The following is a 24,261-nucleotide window of genomic DNA, read 5'->3' on the forward strand; positions in this document are numbered from 1 at the left end:
CCATCTTCATTTAGCCAATACCCATCCACTCTTTTAGGTTTTCGGTTGCCTTTTTCCGTCATGTATTGATATATTTCTATCCCTTCTATAATTCCGGATTCAAGTAACTCGGTACTTGTTTGTTCAATAAAGTTCAACAATGACAATGAAGGCGTTTCAATATCACCTGTTGTAAAGTTATCGTCATAATATTCTTCAAGTGAATAGTTCATAAAAATCATCCCTCACATTATTGATTCATTAGCTCTGAGAAAAAGCCTATATCACGGTTTTCAGGTGTGCCAACAACAAGAGTCCGGTCTAATCCGTTATTCATAACTTCACAGGCAGTCTCAGGTAACAAGCAACAAGCTTGGCAAGCCGTTAAATTTAAATATGATGATCCCTTAGCTCCTACACTCTCTGAACAGACAGGATCGGTAGAACACCAAGCTCCTTTTTCTATAGCCTTAGTAAAGATATTCCCAAAAATATCAGGATGTCCTAACTTTACCAAGCCTCCCAAACTTCCTTCTGAATCACCGGAAGCTGTATATATCAATATTGATGACATTGGGGAGTCCAGGTCATTAGATATATACAATCTTTCTTTTAATGAGGCTGTGCTATATCCGCACAGATAAACTAGCTCCTTAATCAATAGATGGGCTATAGAATGAATCAGCATATACTTTATAGCCCACTCTTTTGTAGCACCTTTTTTGGGAGATAAAATCATCCAGTAATCTGATAATCTAGTTACTAGTGCATCATCCATTCGATTATAAAGCTCACTACCTTTCTCTAATAACCAGTCATCTATTTTCTGATTGTCGAACTCAATATAGATCCCTTCTCCATAGGACTTTGTTGCAGGTAGCCAAGAATCCATTTCCCCCGGAGCATCCTTAAACAGTTGTTTAATAGCACCTTTAGCCATAATATGGGGCTCATCATTCTGCGGTTCTAACCTATCAAAGCCTAAGAATACTCTTGTTTCCCTTAATCTTTCGACAAGATTTATTTTTGAAATCCATTTACTCAATGTATTAGGAGGCGTAGAGGGGATAATCCGAAGTTCATCAGGATCTGAGGATATAGCTAAGCTTAAACATTCATGCTCAACTCTCCTATATGAAAGCATAGAACTTTCGGGTTCCGAAGGTTGTTTGGGAGACGCACCAATATTGGGGTTTTTACTTGTCAAATTACAAAAAGCTTTGACAATTTTCTCATCTGAGTAGTTTAAATCTGGATTGATTCCAGCAATCTTTGGCCTTAATGCTGAGCACATAGTATCTTTATCTAAGCTCCAAAATGTCTTTGCTATTGCTAATAATTTAGGAAATTCAGAGAGTATTTTTTGGAGCTCATTGGTTTCAACATCAGTTTCTAATGGAGGAATAAAAATTGATGATATTAATTTTGAGTAGAATAAGTTGGTTTGATTTATCAAGCCACCTATCAACTCTTCATCACAATCGTCCATTTTTTCTAGTGTACCAAGCCACGGTTTACATCCAGGACAGTCTATTCCCATCTTAGCCATCGTTGATGGGCTATCACCAGAACCTCTTGATGTTGCTCCTATCATAGTTTTAGTTTTATGGCACTCTGTACAAGTTACTCTAATAGAGTTCAGGTCAGCTCCACCAAAATCATTTATTTTCAAATGGGTAACGTCATCACAATCACACTTAATCCACTCTTTCCAAGGAAAGTCGGTAATATGTCCATTTTTGCAAAATGCAATAAACCGAACAGGCTTCCAAAACTCCCCTTTAGATAATACTTTTGTATTAAGAGTAAACCTTACTAAATCACCACTCTGATTTGTATACCATGTAGGAAACCTTAAAACTGGAACTTTCAATTTAGCATTAACTGGAGGCTTAGTATTTCTTCTTACTGCCTTATATTGCGGAGGAGTATAAAACCTTGGCATTTGCAATAATTCTGACAACCGTCCCTCTGTAATTAAAAATTCATTTTGTTCTTCGCAATTTTCCCAACCCCCATCAACGTACTCTTGCATCCAATGATCTAAACCACCGACTATTAATGGAGTACCGTAACTATCGATATAAATACTACCTGGACCAAAGGGAGCTAATAGTTGGCCTGCTCTAATTTCTTTACCTGACATCATTAACTCCTTTTAATAGTCTTCACAAATTTCTAACAATGAACTTGAGTCTACTTGTCGCATACTTGACGGAACAAAAACCCCTTTTTTCTTTTGAGGTTCGCTATAAAACTGACCAGGCCAGAGCATTAGGTATTCATCATCAGTACTTGGCGGGAATTTTTCCCATTCTTGAGGGTTTTTATCCCACTTTAAAATTAAATCATCGACTATGATATTAATTACATCAATTGCTCTTTCCATAGATGGGATATCGTCCCTTAGGACAGATTTGCATCTAGATAATATTAGTAGCTCACATTTTCTAATCACGGCTTTATATTCTGATTTATTTCTAATATCTGTACTTGTATTTTGCCTGACCCAAGCTAATACGACCCCCGGTAAGGCCCTTTTAATTGCAGATTCGGAAAAAGGAGTCACGGATGTGGCTTCAACTTGTTCATATAATCGGGCATGGTAACTATTAAACTGTTCATAGTGAGATCTATCTCGGCTTTTGGATGGATTATATATCGTCGATATTAAGCCAGGCCTTTCTTCCCACTTACGTCCTACACGGCCTGTAACCTGTATATATTGAGCTGTATTTTTAGGCTGTCCGATTACTGACATTAAAGAAAGACGATCTATATCAACTCCAACTTCAATTATATTCGACGCTAAACAAACATCTGCAGCCTCACTTTTACCTGACGAAGTATGCTTTTTGTTTAATATATCCATTAATTCAACAAGTTTAGATTGAGAAAGACGACTGGTTAACTCATAAACTTTATTTACGTACCGTCTACTACTAGTGGGCGCATTAACTTTTGAGTATAGATATTTTAACCTAGCAGGAATATCAGAGTCGAAAAGAGTCCTACCGCCTGAAAGTTCACGAATACTGTTGTAGAAACAAAGCAGAGTCCACCAAGGATCTCTTTTGTCTTCACTAAGGCAAGAGGCGTGAAATATAAGAGAAGAGAAACAACGTACCTGAGTTGTTTGAACCGATCCAAATTCTGCTAACACCCCTAAATACATCCGACCTTTCTTTAAGTCGCCATTTTTCTCTTTAGCATATCGACCAAAGAAAGAATCTCCCATATCTAATGCTGGGCTCGGAAATAATTGTAAATGATCTCTATTGTAAAGGTTATGTATCTGCTGTTCCGCCCCTTTTATTGTTGCCGTACTAGCAATTATCTTTGGCTTGATATATTTACCAGAACTAGATTTGTAAGTACAAAGTTCTTCAAATACCGATTCATAAATACCGTATAAAGTTCCTAGTGGACCAGAGATCAAATGTAATTCATCTTGGATGATTAGCCCTGGAGGCTTATATTGTTGAACAACTTCCTCACCTGATATTTTCCTACCAAATAAAGAGCCCGCAGCAGGCCTATAGGCTAACATTGCGAATTTATCTGCTGTAGCAATATACATAGAAGGGGGATATTTATAGATGCGCTCATCTACAACCTCAACTGGCAGCCAGTTTTCACCTCTTCTCCCACCAAATTCACAAGAAACATCCGAACATTTCAATAACAAATCATCGGAAATTCCATTATTAAAAACCCCAACGCCTTTTACTTTTAAATTATTCCAATCAGCATCTTTTCTAATAAATTTAGGTCTTTCACTTTTAGAAGCTTTTCCGATTTGACTTTTGCACCAAGGACATTCAGTTAATACAAATGGGTTGCCTAAACTATTAGAATCATCCGACCTCTTAAATTCCTTAAATTTCTCTTTGGCATCTTTCATATTATTTGGGCATGCAGCAGAACCAAGCCATAATCCCAATGAAAAACGCTTACCTTTAATAGTTAGCCCATTCATTAACGGCTCGCTTAAAGACTTTCTTCTTAAAAGCTCCATTGAACAAATTAAACTTGCTGCACGTTGAAATTGTTGTGTTGTTAGCATACGCAGTGTATATCGCATAAAGACATTAACGCCATCACGCTTCAATGTATCATTACTGCTAATAAGCATTCTCTGGTGAAACATGTAATAGGATGCTGCAGCTAAATAAGCTTCTGTTTTACCTCCCCCTGTAGGAAACCAAATGAGATCAACTAATTCTCTGTCATCAATACTATTTGATGTTAAATCCTCTTCTGTAACTCCCCTTAAAGACATCAATAAAAACGCAATTTGGAAGGCTCTCCATTTACCAATATACCCACTTTCCTTACGGCCGGTATAGATATCCCAAGGGGAAACCCTATCACCTGTAGGGGTAACATCATCAAGACCATTCCATACTAACGGCCTATGATGTACTTGTTTTGAAGCTATTTGCTGAAGGAGCATTGATATGTTTGCAAGTTTAAACGAATCCCGTACGTTTTTATCGGAAGCTAATAATGATAGTCCAGCCTTCATTCTATCCAAGCAGAGTAAACATTTCTTGATGTGCTCCTTTGCAACTATTTTATGACTAACATCTAGCTTTTGTATCTCAGATTTTTTACAGTCAATCCAGTACTCAAACTCAGATATTAACATTTTCAAACCTGACCATGTTTCATCATTTTGATCGTCACTAATATCTGCGCAATCCCTCATACTTAGTATAATTTGATTGTCATACCTATCAGAAATATCAGGAGTCATGCTTGGTAGTTCTGCAACAGGAAATACATCTAAAAATATTTTTGTAGGACGCCCTTTCGAATTATTCCAGCCCGCCGCACACCCATGGCCGATAGCCCAAATAGCAGAGTCGCGATATAGTAACTTAAGGGATGCATCATCTTTATCTGCATTTTCTTGAGATGAATTACTTTCAGGGTAAGGTGAGAATTCACCATTTGAAATACTTAAATCTAAATAGGTCTGGAATAAAGTTTCCTCCACTTTACTCCCTTTAGATTTAGTTTCATTGCGAATAACTACAGTCAGAAGCCAGTTATCACCAACTTTTCTTGGATAGATTTCTAAAATGAGATCTAATGCACACCCCGAGGCTATTATTTTTTCTTTAGGTACAGTAATTTTTTTCCCATGGATAAATTCTTTGTTATCTATCGAAACTGAACAATTATCCAAAAAAGCAGAGCTCCTTTTCCATGCTCCTCTTTCTCTTTCAGCCCCTTGGGCATCTTTACAAACTTGAGTACACTTTAAATAGCGGCCATTTACCTCAAATGCCTCGTCACTTTCTTGCCAATCAAATTTCACAAACCTAGGTAGATTAATCGAAAGCGCCCCATTTTCTTCAAAAGATGCAAAAATAGAAATAGCCATATTCGAAGGAGCTCTGGCATCTGTATTACTTAGATCCAGGTCATCAGAATCACCTTCCTCTGGGCCAACCGATTTAGAGTTTTTGGCCCATCGCTTCTGTAACTCATCAAGTTCATCTTTTGATTTTTTACTCTCTAACTCTTCTATTTCAACTTCTGACTTTTCATCTATCACAAGTGCTGCTGCTACCTCCGCACTTTGTACATCGGCCATCGGATGCAAAAGTCCGATTGCATAGCTTTGCGTTGGTGACTCTCCTTTGAAATAAACAATTTCTTGTTTGTATTGACCATCATTCCAGTGAATCAAGCCTTGTTCATCAAGTTCTCTATGAAACTTATTTTCTACAAGGGTTACTTCTTTTGACGGTTCAATTGTACGAAAAGGACCTACTAACTCCCCTCTTACAAACTCAACTAATCTTGCTCTACTTTCAATCATGACCTATTCCTTTATTTATCTTAGCTATCAATTAGCCATGATAGAAGCGCTTCTTTACTATCTTGATGTACAAATAGTCTAATCGCATCAGTGGCTCTTGATATTCCTGTATACATTAAGTTTCTTTTCTGAATGTTATTGGAAAGTGTAATATCAAAAAAAATGATTATTCTATTTTCCATGCCCTTAAAGGTGTAAATAGATTCAAGTGATATATGCTCCTGCCCAATAGAAAAACGTTTAATAGTGTTACCTGCAAGCCTATTCCCAACTTTTATTGAGGCTTTCCCTATCGGGGAAAAAGACAACAGTGTTATTTCACTCGGTTTATAACCACTTTTTAAAACACCTTTAATTGCTTTTTCTATTTGGTCAACTTGTGAATTTGTATCATGGTATTCCAATATTTCATAAAGAGAGATGCTTGGAAGTTTTGTCTTCACATAATTTGAATAAGGGCTATACTGCATTCCGGATAAGGCAACCGCCGCATCCCCGACCTCCTTGTAATTCCTACAGTTTTCAGTCAAATTCCACTTTGTTGGTATGTACTCTAACTCAATAAGTTCTAGGTTTTGCTCTAGGTTATTCTTATTAAATAAAGTTTGATTCTCATAGTCTCCAAAAAACACATAATTTCCATTTTGAAAGCCCCCTACAAAAAATGTATTTAGTGCTTCAACCCAATGATCATTGGCTAGAATATCTTGAGCTTCATCCAAAATAATAATGTCAAAAAGCTCTATTTCATCTTCTTTAAATCTATTTACTATTTTGGTAGGTAGCCCTTCCCAAAAGTTATCCTCTGGATTACTTGGAATTTTGATACCGACATGACGTGCTAATGTACTATTTATTGCCCCTGCAACAATCTTATCACCATTAGTTGAACTAACTTCAACTTGAGCTTGTGTCCAGTCGCCTACCAATTTATTATGACAAAAAAAACCAACTTTCATTCCTGATAAGGCCATATGTTTTGCTAACAGGATAGCAATAAGAGTTTTTCCTGTACCAGCTCCACCATTGACAATAACCCTAGGATTCAACTGGGCAAGCTCCCACACTACTTTCTGCTGATTTTTTAGAAGCTGGCTACTTTCCTGCTCTAAATAATCTATTTCCTCCCTTTTAGTTTGCCGTACTTTACTTAAAGGCTGGCAAATTTTAATTAAGCTGAGAATCTCCCTTTTAGATAACTCTTTTTTAAGAGGACGAATAGGGGTATTAGCTTCAAGCGCCTTCATAGTCATTTGTTTTAAATGATTTGTGAAGTCATTCGAAGTTTTAAAACTTCTGTAAATACCTTTATCAATTAACTCGTGTTCCTGCGCATGAAGGTTTGGGCCCATATAAAAGTATGAGTTAGGAAAAATACAGCAATGAAGAATAGGGATTTTTTTTGCTTCAGGCCACAATTGAATAAGAGCTTTATAAAATGTAGCAGCTGCACTGGAGGACTGAGAAAATGGTGATTTTTTGATGCTGTGAGGTGCCCATTGCCTCCCATCAAACGTGATGTTTTTATGGGACTTTACCTCTATACACATAATTCCTGTTTCTGGAATTATAACAATAAAATCAATTTCTCTTCTTCGGGAGCGATAATTCTGTTTTATCAAAGGGGATATATCAACAGAATGAAATGTAACCCAATCAGATGTTGCCTGTGATAATAGGTTAAACACATCCTTTTCCCCAGGAGGTGTTTCATCATCACAATATTGGGGGATCATTCTCATATTAAGGCTCCAGCTTATTTATATATTTCAATTTCATTGATAGGTAAAATTGTATTTATTAGAGAATTCGGCGCTTCATATCCCAACATAATTTTTTTAATGGGAAGAAATGTAATAGGGATATTCAAACTCGATAGCTTAAGTTCATAAGTCAAAATACTAGTGCTTGTTAGCAATCCTCTAATTTCATCTAAAGATTCAGGTAACATGTCATTTATCAACTGATGATATTGATCATGTTTAGACTTTCCTTCCGTTATAGCTTCTCCCCTAGACATTAGTATTTCGTTCCATGCTTCCTCGATCCATATATTAAAATTTTCACTTTCAATATTATATCTCTGAATGATGTCACCTTTTATAGCTTTTAAAAGTATAACAAAGTTCTCTTTGTCTCCTGGTGCATGAATTATATCTTGAGAGTATTCAATCCAACTAAAGACTCTATCTTTCAAATTTTTTATTTTAATTCCGTCACTTAATAATTTCCCTAATAATTCATCTAGGTCCTGCTCTCCTAAAACATCTTTCCAGATATCTTCATAATTAGCTTTAAAGTTACGGTGACTCTCCGTTTCCAAAGCAGCATAATCAATATTTAAGAAGTAGCTTTTACTTAAGTCATCATTTATATAACTTACTGCTAAGTCATGCCTTAAAGAAGAATTATCGTTACTAAGACGATCTAGAATAAATATTTTACTATTAGGTTTAATGAAGATTGCCTCTCTATTATTTAGGATTAGGGCAATTGCAGGCAATTTATCAATAGAGAGTATTTTTAACTTTTCAAATTCATCAAAAATTGCGCTGTCTGGCTCCTCTTCTTGCTCACGGTTCTGAAAGTGATGACTAGTGAATACTTCTTTTTGTATTGTAAGCCCTACTTTAATTTCATTATCTAAATGGGGTTGTAAAATCGTCCTAATATTAGTTAATGGGTTGTTGAAAGCTGAAAAATCATTTTGTCCGCCCTGCCAGATGAATTGAACCAGATTTTTCCATTTTATATTTCTTAGTAAATAACTTGGAACTGAGCTCATGGAATCCATTCTAATAGGGCCAACAACGACCAAATTTTCGAAGTTCTTAGTTCTCTTATATTCTGTAACATTCATGATGCATGTCGCATTTATATCAGGGATACCTTGCGAGAGACTCATAAAATCGGCGTGGTGTCGTGTTTTGCAATATATTTTTGTTTCTTGAACATCACTTACTTTAAATAAATAATTTTCTAATGCTAAAAATAATGGATTACCGTATTCTATTGTTAGCTTCAGATTCTCTTTAATATGGAGAACTTCATTATTAATATCTTTACCGTAAACATTTTCAATTTCTAGTTTACTATTTTCAAAAGGAGTCCCTAAGAACAAGTCTTTCCAAGACATTGAAGGAGAAGATAAATGATAAAAAAGATTGTTTTTTAATAGGTAAGCAAGCTCATTATTTTCAGTTTCTAACAACAAAGAGATAATTTTATATATCGAAAGGCGAATTTGCGCTATATAGTTAGATTGTAACTCAACAACTACATGATTTTGGGGCACAACATTTTCACTTGGGTTAATTTCCATAACTTACGTTTCATTCAGAACTAAAACTGAAAGTCCTTTCGTTGTTAGTTGGGAATTTTTACTTTTTGTCAGCTCTTCGTTAATTGAAAACCACTGTCTATTAGTTGAATAATAATCATAAAGACTTTCGAGTTTTTGATCTGACTCTTCAGAATTTACAATTATAAATTTTGGAATATTTTGAAAAAAGTTATGATCTATTAGTTTGAAGGAATAGATATCCTCGAAGACTGCTGTCTTGGGTTTAATATGTCCATCTAGACCTTTTAAGGTTAGTGCCGATATATATCGTAACCTAGCTGTTACCAATTTATTTAAAGCTAATAAATTATAGAGTGAGTATTCTTTATCATTTACTTTTAAAGAAATAGAATCGATAAGACGCTCAGAGGCCATTTTATTACAACCGATATATACTAACCCTGAATAACTAAAAGTTAGATTATCAGAACAGACTTTCCCTTTAGTTAATTTGTTATAAAGTTCATAGCTTAAAGCATTGTCAAAATCAAAAAGTAATTGTGATTGTTCTTTAAAATGCCAGTTTTCAGAATAGTTTTGTTGTATCTTCCGAACAGTGGTAGAAGGGAATGGTGTCTTTTTAGTAGCTTTATTTGAATAACTTACACATATTTCTCTCGATGAAGCAGACTCCAATCTATAAACCTTAGATTCCTTAGTATTCTTTAGTTCATTTTTTGCTTTACTTGTTCTACCACACTCAGCTAAATCAGGGTTACAGGCAAAATTACAATTTTTACACTGATTCAAATATGCTACCGCATTGGAGTAGAGCTCATTGAAATGTTCTGCTCTATCATTTTTCTTTGGGTCACATAAATCTCTACACATTAATCCTAATGTAATCATCCCTGCAGCACTTTTCATCTGAGGGGTGTTAATTAATATGGTTTGATTACGAGATTGTTCTTCCCAATTGAAACCAAGAATAAATAGCTCATTATCAATACTTGTATTATTGTCTAAGTAATTCACAAAAGGCTTTAATTTCCATTTAAATCCTACCAACTCATAAAATTAACTTACTCTTTTTCTATATAAAGTTCAAACGATTAAAGCTCAATTTCAAGTTATAACAGCTTTAAAGTAGAATTTTATTTCATAACTTCAGGCAACTTTATAAAAAGCCACTAAAGTATTGAAAATTAACAATTAAATCACCCCTCAACTACTGCATTTCTTTTAGTCTACCAAGTTGCATAATCAGTGCTTCAAATACATCTTCTATTGATGTGTTAGCTGAACTTAGCCCCGGTAAAGCAATATTAGCCTCGGCAAAAAATCGTTTACTTTGTCCTTGTCTAAAATCTAATGACTGCTCCACTTCTGTAATTATTAAAGGTTCAGCATTTACTCTGTATGCGGCTGACAGTTCTTTTATTTCCAAGTTTGTTCGGTTTTGGTTTTGAACTTCTATTTGGGTTTTGTTCTGACTAAGCCAAGCTTGTTGCCACCAATGTTGAATGCGTTCTTTTGATGCTTTTAGCTTGTGTTCTGTTGGTAAACGGTCACTTTTTTGATTATTAATTTCACTGTTTGTTGGCAGTAAATTCCATAAATCGTTATTAGTCCAACGAGCAAACGGCATGCTGTGATCTATATCGTATTTTTGTTTTAATGACTTTGACGACCAAACACATTGCGCTATTTCTGGACTTTCTTGCTTTAGTTGCTCAACGTGAATACACACTTCTGTTGTTGAGTTTAAGTTCTAGCCAGTTTAGTGCATGCTGCAAATGATACTGGTTCTCAGGTGCTGAAAACTGTTGATTGCCTGAATAGCTTGCCATTGTTTCTACCCATCCGCTTACAAGTACAGCCTCTATCCAACATGTATAACGATTAAAGGCTAACCAGGTAGATTCAGGTAATAAAAACTCGCCCCACTGCTCAAACGTTTTTAAATCTTTAGTGCCATAGTGATTTTGGCCACTTAATTGAAGGATATTACGAGATTTTTCAGTTCTAAATTTCCCTTATATTTTCAATCCCGAGTCGAGCTTTGGCGCTGCAAGCTGGGTTGCCACACATTTTCTCACAAATTAGTTATAGCGCTCCTAACCAACATTCCTTTATTATGAGTAATCACTTACTGGCTTTAAGGATTTGAGATGAGTGCGATTGGTAATTTAATCTGGTTTATATTTGGCGGTGTAGTCATGGGGTTGGCTTGGTGCTTTTTTGGGTTCCTGGCCTTTATAAGTATTGTGGGTATTCCGTGGGGTCGCGCTTGTTTTGTTATGGCGGGGTTTTCGTTTTTTCCTTTTGGCAAAGAGGCTATTGCCCGCGACGAATTAACCTTGCAAGAGGACGTTGGCACTAGTGAGTTTGGGGTTGTGGGTAACGTAATTTGGTTTTTGTTTGCTGGGCTTTGGCTCGCCATTGGTCATCTTTTTTCTGCTATTGCCTGTTTTGTGACTATTATAGGGATCCCGTTTGCTATCCAACACCTAAAGCTCGCTGGTATTTCAATTGCGCCTATTGGTAAAACCGTTGTAGACAAAGAAGTCGCGGCTGCAGCCCATGAAGCGAATGCTGCTGCCGAAGTGGCTAATCTGCGTCGTCGTTATTAACTAACGGCCTTGTTGTATTCGCGCCCACTTTGCTTGGTCAATTCTGCTTGGTCATTTCTGTTTGGCCAATACATTAGCGATACAAATTGCTGAGTGGGCGTCGTTTGCGGCGTATTGGATTTGGCTTGGTTTAAGTGGGTAAGCCCCCCAATTGGATTTTTGTGCGCCCTTGCCGAGTCGTGCGTTTAGTACCATGGCAACTGCGGTTCGAGCGCCAATTAGGTCTTTATCGCCAATCATTACTTTTAATGTCACAGCTAAGTCTTCTACATTGTTCAGTTCTATGTCGAGCTTATTGCGCAGCTCTTTTTTATCACCTCTTAGCCCAAAACCGACTTTTTTGATCTGTTCATTGTTTAAAATTTTTCGAGCGGCGGTTACTGCACACTTAAACCGAGTGGGAAATAAATAGCCATGTGAGTCGGTAGCCAGTTGGATCAAGGTCGGTCCAGGCCCGGTTTCACCTTTATTAAAAATAGGCTTCATTTCTGTATCAAACCCAACACAGCGCTCTTGGTTTAATGCCGCAAATGCTTGTTTTGCATCTTGCTCATTTTCAACAATGGTGATGTCTTGTAAATTTAGACCTAAGTACATAGGTAGCGCTCGAATTTGCTCTTTGGTTGGACGTTTCAAATTTATCTCTTTTATCTTTTTGCAAATAACTTAGTTATATATTACTGCTTCAACGTTACTCTTTAACTAGCTAAAGCAACCTAGTTGCCCATTTTCCAACTAATACACACTAACGCCATTGGGTCTCTGACACATTCAGTTTTCCCATGTTACACGCTTCACACAGGATTTGAAGATTGTCTAACTCTAGTGCTAAATGTGGGTATTTAGACCGTGGTTTTATGTGATCTACATGCAACACGGCTCCGGTGTCTGGGGTTGCGCCGCAGCAAGCACACTTATTTCCAAATTGCTCAAACGCTGCTGTCCGCAGGCGGAGCCATTTAGCCGTGCGATAAAAATCGGTTTCGGTTTTGGTTCCTTCATATGGCAGTTCGTTACTGTCGGTAAATGTTTGCGGCATGCTGTGTGGGGAGAAATAATTCACAGAACCTTTATTGGCATTAAGCCAATTCCACATTGCCTTCATTGCGCCGGATTCGGTTTTGTATTTCTTCTTTTTAGAAATGCTTTTAGCGCTGCCCTTTGCACCGCTATTCGAACTCGCAGAAGAATGGTTGTCGGTACCTTCGGCGGCATGGAAACTTACGGTATACATAGCTGACTCCCTGCATTTATGGCCATACCTAATGTGTTAAACGGCGGCTTAACTTTGCTGTAATTAGCTCAACAACGGTTATTTATTTAGTGCAAAGCAAGCCAAACTGTTTTGATTTCTTAGCAAAACTCTAGCAAAAAGTGTTTGTTTTGTTAAGTCACAAACCAATGTGTACGCGGATATATGAGCACCTATGTTGCGGGATAGCTGGGGTTAACTGTCTGGTTGATTTAGATTTAACTCTTTTTGTTTTATTTTGGTTAATCCTAACGACACTAAACGATAGGATTCAGACAAATAATATGTAAGTTGTTCGTCGAGTTCTGGGTTGCTTGATATCTGCTGGATCCATTTCATTCCGCGATTAGCTAAATATGGCGCTGGTCGATATCCTTCGCTTTCACTTAAAAATCCGTAGTTTTGTTCTGAAGTTTTAAATGTAAAGGCTGGGGTCTTGTCTTTTGTCCAACCTCCAATAGCAAAGACTTTGCCGCCCACTTTCCAAACATGAGAATTGCCCCATTGCACAACATATGTGGTGGCAGGGAATGAACGGCAATATGTATTAAATTCGTCGTAATTCATCATCTATCCAAAGTGGCGTTTTAAGCATTTATCTGAGTTTGCTCTACTTAATCACAATAGTGTAATACCATTTTGAACATTATAAAAAGTCAGTCATGAGAAACGCAAAAAGCCCTTAAAAAAGGGCTTTTTGGGGAATGTCATAGTTACCTTGTGGGTAAATGTGCATTAGTGTTCTTTTAAGGCTTTGTGCTTTTTCCAACTTTAAGTTTAGTGAAAGTCACTTGAGTGTAGTCACCATTGGCCTTGTCGATTTCCCAATCGCCCGTACCTGGACAAGCAGTATACCAACCAGCGACGTCATCTTTAGTGCTACATTGGTTGTAAGCACCGGCTTTAAAGTAATGCCAATCAAGCGTATAGCCAAATGGATTGTCTTTAAGGTCTTGGTTGCCGTACGCATCAATATTGTTACTAAGGTCGATTGCATAGTTAACCGTTGGTTTACCTGCGGCGGTAAATTCTAGGTACATGGTATTTTCATGGACGTTGATAACGTAACTAAATTCTTCACCAAGTTTTATGCCTTCTGCGCCTGGATCGGCAGGGTTTTTCCAAGTGTTACCCCAAACAGGATAAGCAATGTCGGTACGGTCTTTTGCTGTTTTTGGCAAGTTACGTTCGTAGGTCCAAAATACTGAGCCTGTATCGTGGTTTGGCCATTTTTTATAGAAGATCTTAATTGGTTCATTACCCCAACCAAACTGCTCGTTGGTTTTTTCCAATAAGTTTTTGTCTTTACCCGCGTGGATTTGACCAACTACTACTGAAAACGCCGGTGGCTTGTCTGGGTAACCTGCGCGTACTGCAACTTGGTCGACTTTTAAACTTGCTTCCATCTTGCCGCCAACTTGCGCAAATTTATCAGAAAATGTATGTCTCGCTATGGCAAAGTTATTTTTAAATGAGGCCGTTTTAATGCCCTTGTTGTCACCGCGTAACATATGTCGTAATTCACTACGCGTGTTTGATGAATTAGCAGAGGTCGTCGCTTTATTTGGTGTTGCGAATACCATGTGGCCGTTGTCGTCTAAATAGAAAAAGTCTGGGTGGGCGTAATCTTGGATCGCACGCACACCAACTTCGTCAATTTTACCGTTATTGTCTTCATCTAGAGGTAAAGTGATCTTCCATTCACGTAAGTCAAACTTAGATGCTGGCGCTTTTGAATTTGCTCTTTCTTTAAATGGTGCCGGTTGTTCTTCAGTCGCTGAACAAGCCAATAAACTTGTTGTTAACGCTGATATTACGGCGATTCTAGTTAAACGCATGCCTACCTCTGTTATTCTAATTTTATTTTTGATTGTAATCCTGTGGTGTATTGTTAACCAATTAACATCCAAAATACAAGTCATACTTACAATTTGGTTGACCATTTTTAAAATAAATTAGACGAAAATGCTTAAATTGGTTTGTTAACTTTATAATTAGAACGGCGATAAATAAAAATGCGCGCAATGCGAAAAAATTGAGAGAATGAATAAGTTAGTGGAAAAGACACGTTCAAAGACACACCTTAGTGCATCTTTGAACCGCTTTAATAAAAGACCAGAACAAAGGTCCTCAGTTTAATTATTGATAACAAACCTCAGTATCTGTGCCACATGGCGCGCCAGCTAAGATCCAGTCCAATAACATAGTGTATTGTTTTTCACCTTCCACCGTAGAACGGTCAATCACAACCCCACCACCATGATTTTCAGACGTGGGTTTAATTAAAATTGGACTGTTTGTTGGGTCGACAAAATCGATCCGCGAGCGTACGTCAAAGTATTGATCAGGGTTCGAATCGGCATAATACGCTGGGATATTAGGATAGCTGCCGGTGGGTCGGTGACATAATGAACAAGAACTATTGTCGCTAGTCCCCATAAGAGTCCGAATTTCGTTATCAAACGTCACTGGTGTTGCGTCTGCGGCATCAACGACGGTAACTTCTATCAGACTTGGGCTACTAGCGGTTCCTTCCTTATTGCTCACCACAAGCTCAAATTCGTATTGCCCAGGTGTCGCCGATAAAATTGCTAAGTTAGGCGTATTTAAATCTCCCAACACAATATCTGTATCATCTGCTTTATTAACTAATCGCCATGCATAGGTTGAGGCAAATATACTGCCTTCACCTATCACAAACCCCGGGGCAACAAGTGTTGATGGCGCAACGGTTTTGGCATAAGGAAATTGTGGTTGGGCGACTTGTCCGTTTTCATCTAAGACGTCAAACCCAGGTAAAAAAGATGCTAAGAATGTAGGTTTACCCTGTGGATTTTGCCAAAAACGTTCGTAATTTCTTAACGACATTGGCATTTGCCCACGGCGATATACGTAGTCGATAATTCGATCCGACATACTTATGAATTTTTCATAACTGCTAAAATTCACCGCATTGGCTAAACTGATTAACTCGCCATCAACTTCAACTTTTGTCGACTCGCCAATTTCTGTACCCCGAAGCGAATGGCAACTGACACAATGCGGTTCGATAACCGTTTTATATAAAGACGCTACGCCCGATGGACGAGAACCGTTTTGTTGCCACCCGGCGGGCACATATGCGGTATCAAAACTGCCGTTGTCTAAATCGTCACCGTAGCGACCTTTCGCAATTTCAATGGCAAAATCGGCTGACCAATGACCTTTAACACCCGTTTGATTTTTCTGTTGCTCAAACGTATCAGCGATGATGCTGTTGAATGTACGTAAATTTTCACTTTGTTCAAGTTGACTAAAGCCCGTTAAATCACTGTATTCAAATGTATCTATTTCCAATAGATTTAACTTTGCTGTTTGTAAAGATTGTAATTGAAACTCGCCATTTTTATCCAGCGGCAGCATAGCGCCACCGTGACAACTAATACAAGTGGTTGGCACTGGCTTAATGCCGCGTCCATCTAGATCTGCTTCAAGTAATCGTTCTTGCACACCGCTGCTATCGGCCGGTTTGAAAGTGAAAAATTTAGTGATCATTGGCGAGTTGGGGTCACTTGCGTCAATGGGGCTAAACTCGATGGCATTAGTGCCCGCATGATATTTTCTATTTTGTTCAACGGCAGCGTGTACATTAAGTGGGCCATAATTGGCCGGTGACGGACCGCCTAATTTAACAATATAATTATCAACGTATATCGCCGTACCACCGTCTGCGCGTTTACGGGCGAACATGCTGCGGCCGTATCCGAGATCTTTGGTATCTCTAAATGCCACATAGGTTTCATCACCTTGGTCAAAACCATTTGCGTCTAACCAACCCGCCAAGGTTGTGCGAGTGTTGTCTGGGTCAACCGCTCGATAATACGCATCAGAATAAGCTGCATTACTAATGTTACTTGCAGCAATCGAAATAACAGCGGGTTCGGTTGCGCTGGTTGTTTGTGTCGCCGCCATGAGTTGGTCGTTTTTATACAGGCCAATCGTCAATTCTGCCGATGACGCCATGGTAATTTCCACACCTATGGCTTGGTTTAGTAAAAAGGTTTCTGTACTTGTCTGACCGGAAATCCACTCACCGGTAAACGTTTCTGGCTGCAAATTTGAGTCGTCAGTTGCGGTTCCTTTTACGACTTCTATTTGGTAACTGATATTGTTGAAAGTGCCATTAGAAGACATTTTTAGTTGGTATTCACCTGCAGGTAACCCCGCTTGGGTGTTAACGTACTTTAAAAATTTATTGGCGTGGATCTTTGGAAAAGCACTTTCTGTTTCCGGCGCGACAGCGTCTTCACCGCAGGCCACCAGCATGACTGTTATTGCGCATATTAAAAATATTTTCATCATTAGAATCTCACCAATAAACTTGCTCGTACCAGCATTCGCTGATATTCAACCCAGTCTGACGCACTGCTATCGATTGCCGTGGCCGAAATATCGACACTGTACTTATGGCTCAGCGCGTAGTTAACCCCTAACGCTAAACTTGTTGTTGTTGCGGCCAAACGATACGCAAACCAGTCGCCACAAAAATGTTGATTAAATGAGTCGTCACGCCAAATTGCTTTTGATTCGCTAATTAAGGGATAGATGTCGTCTGCGGTAAGGCCGTTACAAAAGGTGGCCTGCGCTACAGAATAAACGTCGCCAGATATGACACTCCCGGTAAGATAAGCGACGAGCTCTCTTGACCAAAGATAGTCGACGTTGGCAAACAACCTGTGTTCCGAATTATCAAATACCGCATTGCCCGCTGTAACATTGGTATATTGATAACCTAGTCGGCCGGTAAAGTCGGTGCTAATTCGTCTTGTTGCAAATGCTTGAAAACTCAATATATCGGAGGTGCGGCCGGCACTATCAAACTCTTTGTGTTTATAGGTCAAGCTGGCACGGTAAAAAGGGGCTAAAAAACCAAAACTGTTTTGCCAACTGTAAGCAACTTCAACCCCAGCTGTGAGTGAATTGAGGGTATCAACCGTGTCGTAAAATTCAGACTCTGCTAAAGCACTCACCGACAACAAGCTTTTATTACTTTCCCAGCGATATTGAAATCGGCCGTTGAGTTGCACCACTTCATCTTCAACGGTATCTCGAAGGAATTTGGCTTTGCCGACGTTTGAATCGTAAAAGCTACCAATATCGGCATCGATAGACCAATTACGCTCTTCGCCTGCAGCGTTCACAGCACTGGAAAAACAGGCAACCAGTAAAGTGGCAGCAACACCAACTCTTGATTTACTTTTTGAAAGGGTGTTTAGCTTTAAAAAGGCATTGTTCATTTTGACATCTCCTTTTTAAGCTCGCGGCATGTGGCCATTGTTAATTTGCGACGTGTGCCAACTAAAAACGTTGCGAATAACAACCACAACATATTCATCGAACTGCCCCCTTCTGGTTGTTCTGTTGGTTTCTCAAGCACTGGTGTATCAAACGATACTGTCAGTTTGGTGGTTGTAATTGCTACCCCTCCTGGGTCAACAATGACGCCATTTACAACGCCGTCGGCGTCATTTGGTCCCCCGTCTGACAAGGTCAACCTTATGCAATTATCAAAAGAAGTTAATCCCGCGGTATACACATCGTCTTCTGGATCTGGGCATATTCCTGCAATCGTTTTTGCCGAGGCAATTGCGTTGTTTGCATCGGCCACAAAGTCGAGCCACTGACTGCCGTCAAACTTGCGATATGTCGCATTTAACGGAATTGATTGGCTAAGCGGAATGACCACTCGTGCTTGACGAATGGCATCATTTAGTCCTGAGACCTCAAAGTCATAAAGCCCGCCAATGACGGAGAAGCCATCATCTGCCACTTGTTCACCCGCGTCATTAACGATATTTTGCTGATTGATTAAAGCGCCACCAGAAAGATCTGCGGCCGCCAATTCACCTAACGATAATTGTAAGCCACCGTCTGTTGCTATGAGTTGGTCGCCTCCTATACTTGTGGCGATTAAACTTGGTTCATCAATTGAGTCTAAATAGTCCGGTACTTTGTCACCGTCACTATCGCCAAACCCTTCATCTGCGTCTGTGATGCCATCGCCATCGCTATCATTAGATGCGCTAAGTGTTGGTGCTGCAGCGACAATATCCAACCGCTTAGTAAGAGTTGTGACTTGTTGTCCATCGTCTGCGGTGGCGGTCACTCGCACAAAGGCTGTGTCGAGCAAAGTTGGGTCAAACGTAATTTCATTGTCGCTTATGGCGTCAAAAGTCACGCCATTTGTCATCGATATTGCCAGCGTAATTTGATCATTGTTGGCGTCAAATGAGCTGGCTGTCACTGTGACTAACCCCTGGTCTTGATAAATGCTCGCGGCAACTTGTGCATTTTGACGCGCCACGAGTTTTAGTTCTGGCGCAACATTGCGGTCTACTATCATTAGGGTTTGTTTTTGCTGATTGGCGATGGCATTTAAGCGCGCAAAACCGTCGACAGAAGTGAGTTGAATGAGCACAGATTCATCTTCTTCCACCAGCGTATCCGCGAATGTTGAAAACATAATTTTGCCTTCCTGTCCCTGTTCAATAACAACACTGCCATTAACCAGATCCATATCCTCACTGCTTGCGGTGCCTGACACTTCAAAACCAACTGTCACCGGATATTCAGGTGCCGAGCCGTTTAATCGTAAGGTCACTTCCACCGCCTGATCTTCACCAATCACCCGCGTACCATTAACACTGATAAGCGGTAATACATCGAGTCTTTGCGTTGTTGTAGCAACGTTGCCTTCCGCATCACGGGCTTGCCAAACCAAGTCATAACGACCCGGGCGGTAAGGGCCGACATTACTTAATGTGGCATCGACGTTACCAGAAACTAAGTCGTTTGCAGTGGCATTGCCGGTGAAATCAACTGCGGTAAGTAAGCCGGTTGAAACAACCGTTATGGCGTCGTTTTCCACCGTAATCACAGGTGGCACATTGTCGCGATTAAAGGTTGAACAACTTGTATCGCCTTCACTTTGACATAAAAGGTATTCGTCTAAATTAGACAAGCCGTCACCGTCTAAGTCGGTTAATGCATCGTCTTTATCAAGAGGGTTCAGCCCAAACGCCAATTCAATTTCGTCACTTAAGCCGTCGCCATCGTCGTCAGAATCACATACATCGCCGGCACCGTTCATATCGGTATCGAGTTGAGCTGTATTACCAACTAATGGGCAGTTATCGGCATAATCAGCAACCAAATCACCGTCGCCATCTAATAATAAAACGCTGACAACTAAGGTTTGTTGACCTAGATGATTGGTATCGCCGCCGTCATCCGCAACGACATCAACGGTATATTGACCTGCACTAAACTGCGGTGCTTGCCATGAAATTAGGCCATTTGCCGATATCGACATACCAAGCGGTGCGCCACTTAATGACCATGCGACCTCAGTAGAATCAACATCAGTCGATATGGCCTGAATGGCGATAGATTGTAATTCGGTGATTTGTTGTGGTTCAAATGCGCTCACCTCTGGTGCGTCATTAACGGCGGTAACGGCAATATCAAACGATTGTAGTTCAGTAATAAGTCCATCTGACAATGACAAATTAACACTGCCGGTAACAACGCCCTCCGTTGGTGTCCAACTTAATTGATTATCAACTAATGTCATGCCATTTGGGCCCGACAATAACAACAATGTCAGATTTTCAGAATCAATGTCGCTTGTAATAATATCGTAGGTATAAAGCGTATCTTCAACCGCAAGGGTAATAGGTTGTGAGTCAAAACTCGGCGCGTCGTTGACCAAAGTGACTATTATCGAAAAGCTCTGTTGAACGGTTAGTTCACCATCACTTACAACAACCACAATATCTGCATTTGTTGCATTGTTACCTGGCGTCCAGTTCAATTCGCCGTTAACGATCGTCATGTCCGTTGGCCCCTGAAGTAGGCTAAAGATCAGCGCGTCATTATCGTTATCTACATCGGTCGCAGTCACTTGGTAAGTATAAAGTTGACCTTCAGTCGCTTCAGTTATTGGGCTGCTATCAAACACAGGTGCGTCGTTAACTGCAGTGACCGTTATAACAAACATGACCGATGCTGCTTCCGCCCCATCTTCACCACCGTCAGCAACCTGAATAATGACATCGCCAGACGTTAATTGACCTTCTGCTGGTGTCCAATCGATAACCCCGGTAGCAGACACTGTCATGCCTATAGGACCACTAATTAACTGATAAGTGATATCTTGTCCGTCGTTTTGATCGTCAGGATCCGTAACCTCTAATGTATATTGATAAGGCATGTCTTCCGTTGCGTTCAGCGATGTCACCGCCGCAACTTCGGGACCTTGATTGACACTTGTGACACTTACTGTGAAAGTTTGTACAGCACTTGCCGCACCATCTTCACCGCCATCTGTCACCGTGATGATGATTTCACCCGAACTTAAATCGCCCTCTTGCGGGGTCCATGACAATGCACCACTGTCGGTGACATTAAGCGCGTTACCTAATGTTGAAACCACAGTCGTTGTTAATGCCGATGCGTCTTGAGTCACGTCGTCATCTGGGTCAACAATCGTTAATTGATACAGCCATTGTTGTCCTTCAAGGACCGCGAGTGTTGGCGTCGATGTAATTGTTGGCGCGTCATTGATTTGAGTAACAACAATATCAAATGCTTGTGTGGCCGCTTGGCTGTCATTCTCGCCACCGTCGGTCACTGTAAGTAATATGGCACTCGCTGATTCAACGCCCTCAAGTGGTGTCCATTGTATTAACCCTGTACTTGTCACAGACATACCGTCGGGGGCATTCGTTAATTCGAAATTGATGTCTGTACCGTTATTTTCATCGTCGATATCTTCAACAACCACTTGGTATTCATACAGCACATCTTCAGTCGCGGTAAGAACCGGTTCTGAGGTGATCTCAGGTGGAAAGTTAAATACACTAACCGTAATAACAAACGTTTGCTCTACAGCTACGGCTCCATCTTCGCCTCCATCGGTAACGGCAATGGTAATATCCCCAGAGCTTAAGTCTTCTGAACCTGGCGTCCAGGTTAGCAATCCACTCGCAGATAGAGTCATGTTGTCCTGAGTAGACGTTAACGCAAAGGTTAATTCGCTAACATCATCATCAACATCTGTTGCCACGACCTGATAAGTATATTCAACAAAACGTACCGCCGAGGTGCTCGGGCTTGATGTAATTATCGGTGCATCGTTAACGGCGGCGACCGTAATGGAATAAGATTGAATATCCTGTTGGATATCATTATCGGCACCGTCTCGTACTCGCACTTGAACATCAAAGTTACCGGTTTGTTCATCACTTGGCGTCCAGCTAATTAGCCCAGATGTATCGACTATCATACCTTCTGGTGCTTGGAGCAAAGTATAAACATGGTTAGCACCGCCACTTGTATCGTCTGAATCTACTACAGATAATTGATATTGGTATAAGGTGTTTTCAGTGGCTGTTGTGACTGCTGTACTTGAAATAAATGGGGCGTCGTCGTCTGCAATGACGTTTATAGTGAAGCTTTGACTTTCACTGCTATTGCCATCGGAGACCTCTACAACCACATTTTCGGCATAACTTGCGGCCGCCGCCGCAGGAGTCCACGTAATTAAACCGTTTGTTTCGTTGATTGACATGCCACTTGGCGCAGTGGTTAAGCTAAAGGTCAAGCTGTCATTTTCTTCATCAGTCGCAACAACCGTATATTGATAAACGACCGACTCAGCACCATTGGTAACCGCTACTGACGTTATGATAGGTGTGTCATTAACCGCGGTTACGGTAACGGTGAAGTTGTGAGAAATACTGGAGTTACCATCGGATATTGCAACAACCACAGCGTTGTCGCCAATTGCAGAGGCCTCTGGTGTCCAGTTAATTTCTCCCGTTGAAGAACCGATAACCATGCCAGTTGGTGCCGTCGTTAATTCATATCCGAGCGTATCGCCCTCTTCGTCAGTTGCTCCAACGTTATAAACATAACTCTGATCTTCAGTTGCTGTTGTCACTGCAGTTGTTGTTAAGGTTGGCGAGTCGTTTACCGCCGTCACGGAAATAGAAAACGTTTGTGTTGTTGTGCCTTCATTTGTTGCATCGTTATCCGATACTTTAATAATGACTGAACCACTTGTTGTTTGGCCATTGACCGGCGTCCATGTTATTTCGCCGTTTGACGCATTGATACTCATCCCTACCGGTTTTGACAGCAAGCTAAATGTAAATGCACTGTCGTCGTCATCAACAACCACGGGATTATAGGTATAAACCGAGTCTTCCGTCGCAACTATCACTGGAGTTGAAGTAATTTGGGGCGCATCATTAACTTCGAAGGCTTCAATTGTATAACTTTTCTGTGCCGTCGCATTAATATCAGCGGTCGAATCAGTTGCGGTCACAGTTACGGTATAGCTATTACCAGATTGTTCTTCTGTCGGTGTCCAACTAATTAATCCATTTAAGCTTCCTATTGTCATGCCTGTTGGGGCAGTGGTAAGCGCGTACTGGATAGTGTCGCTTTCTGCATCGGTGGCGGAAATTGTTTGCTGAAATAACGTTTGTTCTGTCGCGTTGTTTAACGTGGTCGTAGAAATTGTCGGGCCATAATTACAGGCCGATGTTGTAAAATTGTCCGTAGATGAATAATTAGTGCCATAGGCATTTGTCGCATATAGCCGCCAATAATAGGTTGTACCACAACTTAATCCGGATAGGCTTGTACTGACTTGTTTAACACTGTAATAACCACTATTGACACCACCACCGCCAGTACCAACGGCACTTTCTTGGCTGCTGGTTGAAACTACCGAATTAGTCCATGATCCATTTACTGTACTGTAATTAAAAACATATGCAGAAGGTTTAAACCCATTTGGGTCAATTGAAGCATAAAGAGTAGCGCTGGTTTTCGAGCTCACAATATCGGTAACTACGGCAACGGTTGGTGCTTCAGCGTAAACAGAACCGTCTGCTACCCACTGACTAATTAAATTTTTCTCATTGGTATTTAAGTCTGCATCGCTATAGGGCATAAACCCAGTCGCTATATAGCTACTGGAGGTACTGCCGTGAGTTTTAAACTTTGAATAGGTACTGAGGTCGGTATAACTGGAAGAGCCTGAGTAGTGGCAACTGGCACAAGCGGTAACAGAATTACTCAAATAAATTTTCTCATAAACCCCATTATCCCCGAGATACGTCACTTTTGCTTCACTACTTGAGGAAAAGCAAATTGCAATGAATATGCAACTTAGCCAAATTATCGATTTTATGGTTTTCATAACGTTACTCGTATTTTTATTATTTGAGAG

At 40.0% G+C, this 24,261-nt stretch carries 15 protein-coding genes; 1 reads left to right on the forward strand and 14 read right to left on the reverse strand.

Going from position 1 to position 24,261, the window contains the following annotated elements; genetic code table 11:
• From Q4575_RS09090 to Q4575_RS09120, 7 genes are all read right to left on the reverse strand, one after another.
• Positions 1-212: hypothetical protein (locus Q4575_RS09090; RefSeq protein ID WP_303522504.1), on the reverse strand; the 212-nt coding region annotated here is incomplete at its 3' end.
• A 17-nt stretch (positions 213-229) separates the two neighbouring features.
• The gene (gene drmB, locus Q4575_RS09095) at positions 230-2,125 is read right to left on the reverse strand and encodes a DUF1998 domain-containing protein (RefSeq protein ID WP_303522505.1); all 1,896 of its coding nucleotides are present in this window, start codon (positions 2,123-2,125) and stop codon (positions 230-232) included.
• A 12-nt stretch (positions 2,126-2,137) separates the two neighbouring features.
• Positions 2,138-5,812: a helicase-related protein gene (locus Q4575_RS09100; protein WP_303522507.1), complete on the reverse strand. Its 3,675-nt coding sequence runs from the start codon at positions 5,810-5,812 to the stop codon at positions 2,138-2,140.
• Positions 5,813-5,832: 20 nt separating this feature from the next.
• A complete protein-coding gene (locus Q4575_RS09105; protein ID WP_303522508.1) occupies positions 5,833-7,554 on the reverse strand; it encodes a nuclease-related domain-containing DEAD/DEAH box helicase in 1,722 nt (573 codons plus the stop codon).
• 14 nt (positions 7,555-7,568) lie between these two features.
• Complete coding sequence (locus Q4575_RS09110) at positions 7,569-9,134, reverse strand: hypothetical protein (protein WP_303522510.1); 1,566 nt, start codon at positions 9,132-9,134, stop codon at positions 7,569-7,571.
• A 3-nt stretch (positions 9,135-9,137) separates the two neighbouring features.
• A complete protein-coding gene (locus Q4575_RS09115) occupies positions 9,138-10,130 on the reverse strand; it encodes a hypothetical protein (RefSeq protein WP_303522512.1) in 993 nt (330 codons plus the stop codon).
• A gap of 193 nt (positions 10,131-10,323) precedes the next feature.
• Positions 10,324-10,743, reverse strand: a complete 420-nt coding sequence (locus Q4575_RS09120) for a hypothetical protein (protein ID WP_368393067.1) — start codon at positions 10,741-10,743, stop codon at positions 10,324-10,326.
• Between the two features lie 523 nt (positions 10,744-11,266).
• Between Q4575_RS09120 and Q4575_RS09125 the strand changes: the two genes are divergently transcribed.
• Positions 11,267-11,728 carry a YccF domain-containing protein gene (locus tag Q4575_RS09125; RefSeq protein ID WP_303522514.1) on the forward strand — a complete coding sequence of 154 codons (462 nt, stop codon included), beginning with the start codon at positions 11,267-11,269 and terminating at the stop codon, positions 11,726-11,728.
• Positions 11,729-11,779: 51 nt separating this feature from the next.
• On the opposite strand, the gene Q4575_RS09130 is transcribed toward Q4575_RS09125, so the two are convergent.
• From Q4575_RS09130 to Q4575_RS09160, 7 genes are all read right to left on the reverse strand, one after another.
• Positions 11,780-12,364, reverse strand: a complete 585-nt coding sequence (locus Q4575_RS09130) for a 3'-5' exonuclease (RefSeq protein WP_303522516.1) — start codon at positions 12,362-12,364, stop codon at positions 11,780-11,782.
• Between the two features lie 109 nt (positions 12,365-12,473).
• On the reverse strand, positions 12,474-12,962 hold the full coding sequence (locus Q4575_RS09135) for an HNH endonuclease (protein ID WP_303522518.1): 489 nt from the start codon (positions 12,960-12,962) through the stop codon (positions 12,474-12,476).
• A 213-nt stretch (positions 12,963-13,175) separates the two neighbouring features.
• Positions 13,176-13,547 carry an MmcQ/YjbR family DNA-binding protein gene (locus tag Q4575_RS09140; protein ID WP_272182653.1) on the reverse strand — a complete coding sequence of 124 codons (372 nt, stop codon included), beginning with the start codon at positions 13,545-13,547 and terminating at the stop codon, positions 13,176-13,178.
• 179 nt (positions 13,548-13,726) lie between these two features.
• Positions 13,727-14,818 carry a polysaccharide lyase family 7 protein gene (locus Q4575_RS09145; protein WP_303522521.1) on the reverse strand — a complete coding sequence of 364 codons (1,092 nt, stop codon included), beginning with the start codon at positions 14,816-14,818 and terminating at the stop codon, positions 13,727-13,729.
• Positions 14,819-15,119: 301 nt separating this feature from the next.
• Positions 15,120-17,321: a hypothetical protein gene (locus Q4575_RS09150; protein ID WP_303522523.1), complete on the reverse strand. Its 2,202-nt coding sequence runs from the start codon at positions 17,319-17,321 to the stop codon at positions 15,120-15,122.
• Entirely contained in the window at positions 17,321-18,256 is a 936-nt protein-coding gene (locus tag Q4575_RS09155) for a hypothetical protein (RefSeq protein WP_303522525.1), read from the reverse strand. The genes Q4575_RS09150 and Q4575_RS09155 overlap by 1 nt, the downstream gene beginning before the upstream one ends.
• On the reverse strand, positions 18,253-24,231 hold the full coding sequence (locus Q4575_RS09160; protein WP_303522527.1) for a putative Ig domain-containing protein: 5,979 nt from the start codon (positions 24,229-24,231) through the stop codon (positions 18,253-18,255). Before Q4575_RS09160 ends, Q4575_RS09155 begins: the two co-directional genes overlap by 4 nt.
• Between the last annotated feature and the right edge of the window lie 30 nt (positions 24,232-24,261).

It is taken from the genome of Psychrosphaera sp. 1_MG-2023 (genome assembly GCF_030548245.1).
GTDB lineage: Bacteria > Pseudomonadota > Gammaproteobacteria > Enterobacterales > Alteromonadaceae > Psychrosphaera > Psychrosphaera algicola.

Excerpts from the sequence above, each read along its gene's own strand:
- Q4575_RS09155 (WP_303522525.1), bottom strand. The coding sequence starts at position 18,256 with ATGAACAATGCCTTTTTAAAGCTAAACACCCTTTCAAAAAGTAAATCA.
- Q4575_RS09125 (WP_303522514.1), top strand. The coding sequence starts at position 11,267 with ATGAGTGCGATTGGTAATTTAATCTGGTTTATATTTGGCGGTGTAGTC.
- Q4575_RS09140 (WP_272182653.1), bottom strand. The coding sequence starts at position 13,547 with ATGAATTACGACGAATTTAATACATATTGCCGTTCATTCCCTGCCACC.
- Q4575_RS09160 (WP_303522527.1), bottom strand. The coding sequence starts at position 24,231 with ATGAAAACCATAAAATCGATAATTTGGCTAAGTTGCATATTCATTGCA.
- Q4575_RS09100 (WP_303522507.1), bottom strand. The coding sequence starts at position 5,812 with ATGATTGAAAGTAGAGCAAGATTAGTTGAGTTTGTAAGAGGGGAGTTA.
- Q4575_RS09110 (WP_303522510.1), bottom strand. The coding sequence starts at position 9,134 with ATGGAAATTAACCCAAGTGAAAATGTTGTGCCCCAAAATCATGTAGTT.
- Q4575_RS09105 (WP_303522508.1), bottom strand. The coding sequence starts at position 7,554 with ATGAGAATGATCCCCCAATATTGTGATGATGAAACACCTCCTGGGGAA.
- Q4575_RS09150 (WP_303522523.1), bottom strand. The coding sequence starts at position 17,321 with ATGATGAAAATATTTTTAATATGCGCAATAACAGTCATGCTGGTGGCC.
- Q4575_RS09145 (WP_303522521.1), bottom strand. The coding sequence starts at position 14,818 with ATGCGTTTAACTAGAATCGCCGTAATATCAGCGTTAACAACAAGTTTA.
- Q4575_RS09135 (WP_303522518.1), bottom strand. The coding sequence starts at position 12,962 with ATGTATACCGTAAGTTTCCATGCCGCCGAAGGTACCGACAACCATTCT.
- drmB (WP_303522505.1), bottom strand. The coding sequence starts at position 2,125 with ATGTCAGGTAAAGAAATTAGAGCAGGCCAACTATTAGCTCCCTTTGGT.
- Q4575_RS09120 (WP_368393067.1), bottom strand. The coding sequence starts at position 10,743 with ATGCCGTTTGCTCGTTGGACTAATAACGATTTATGGAATTTACTGCCA.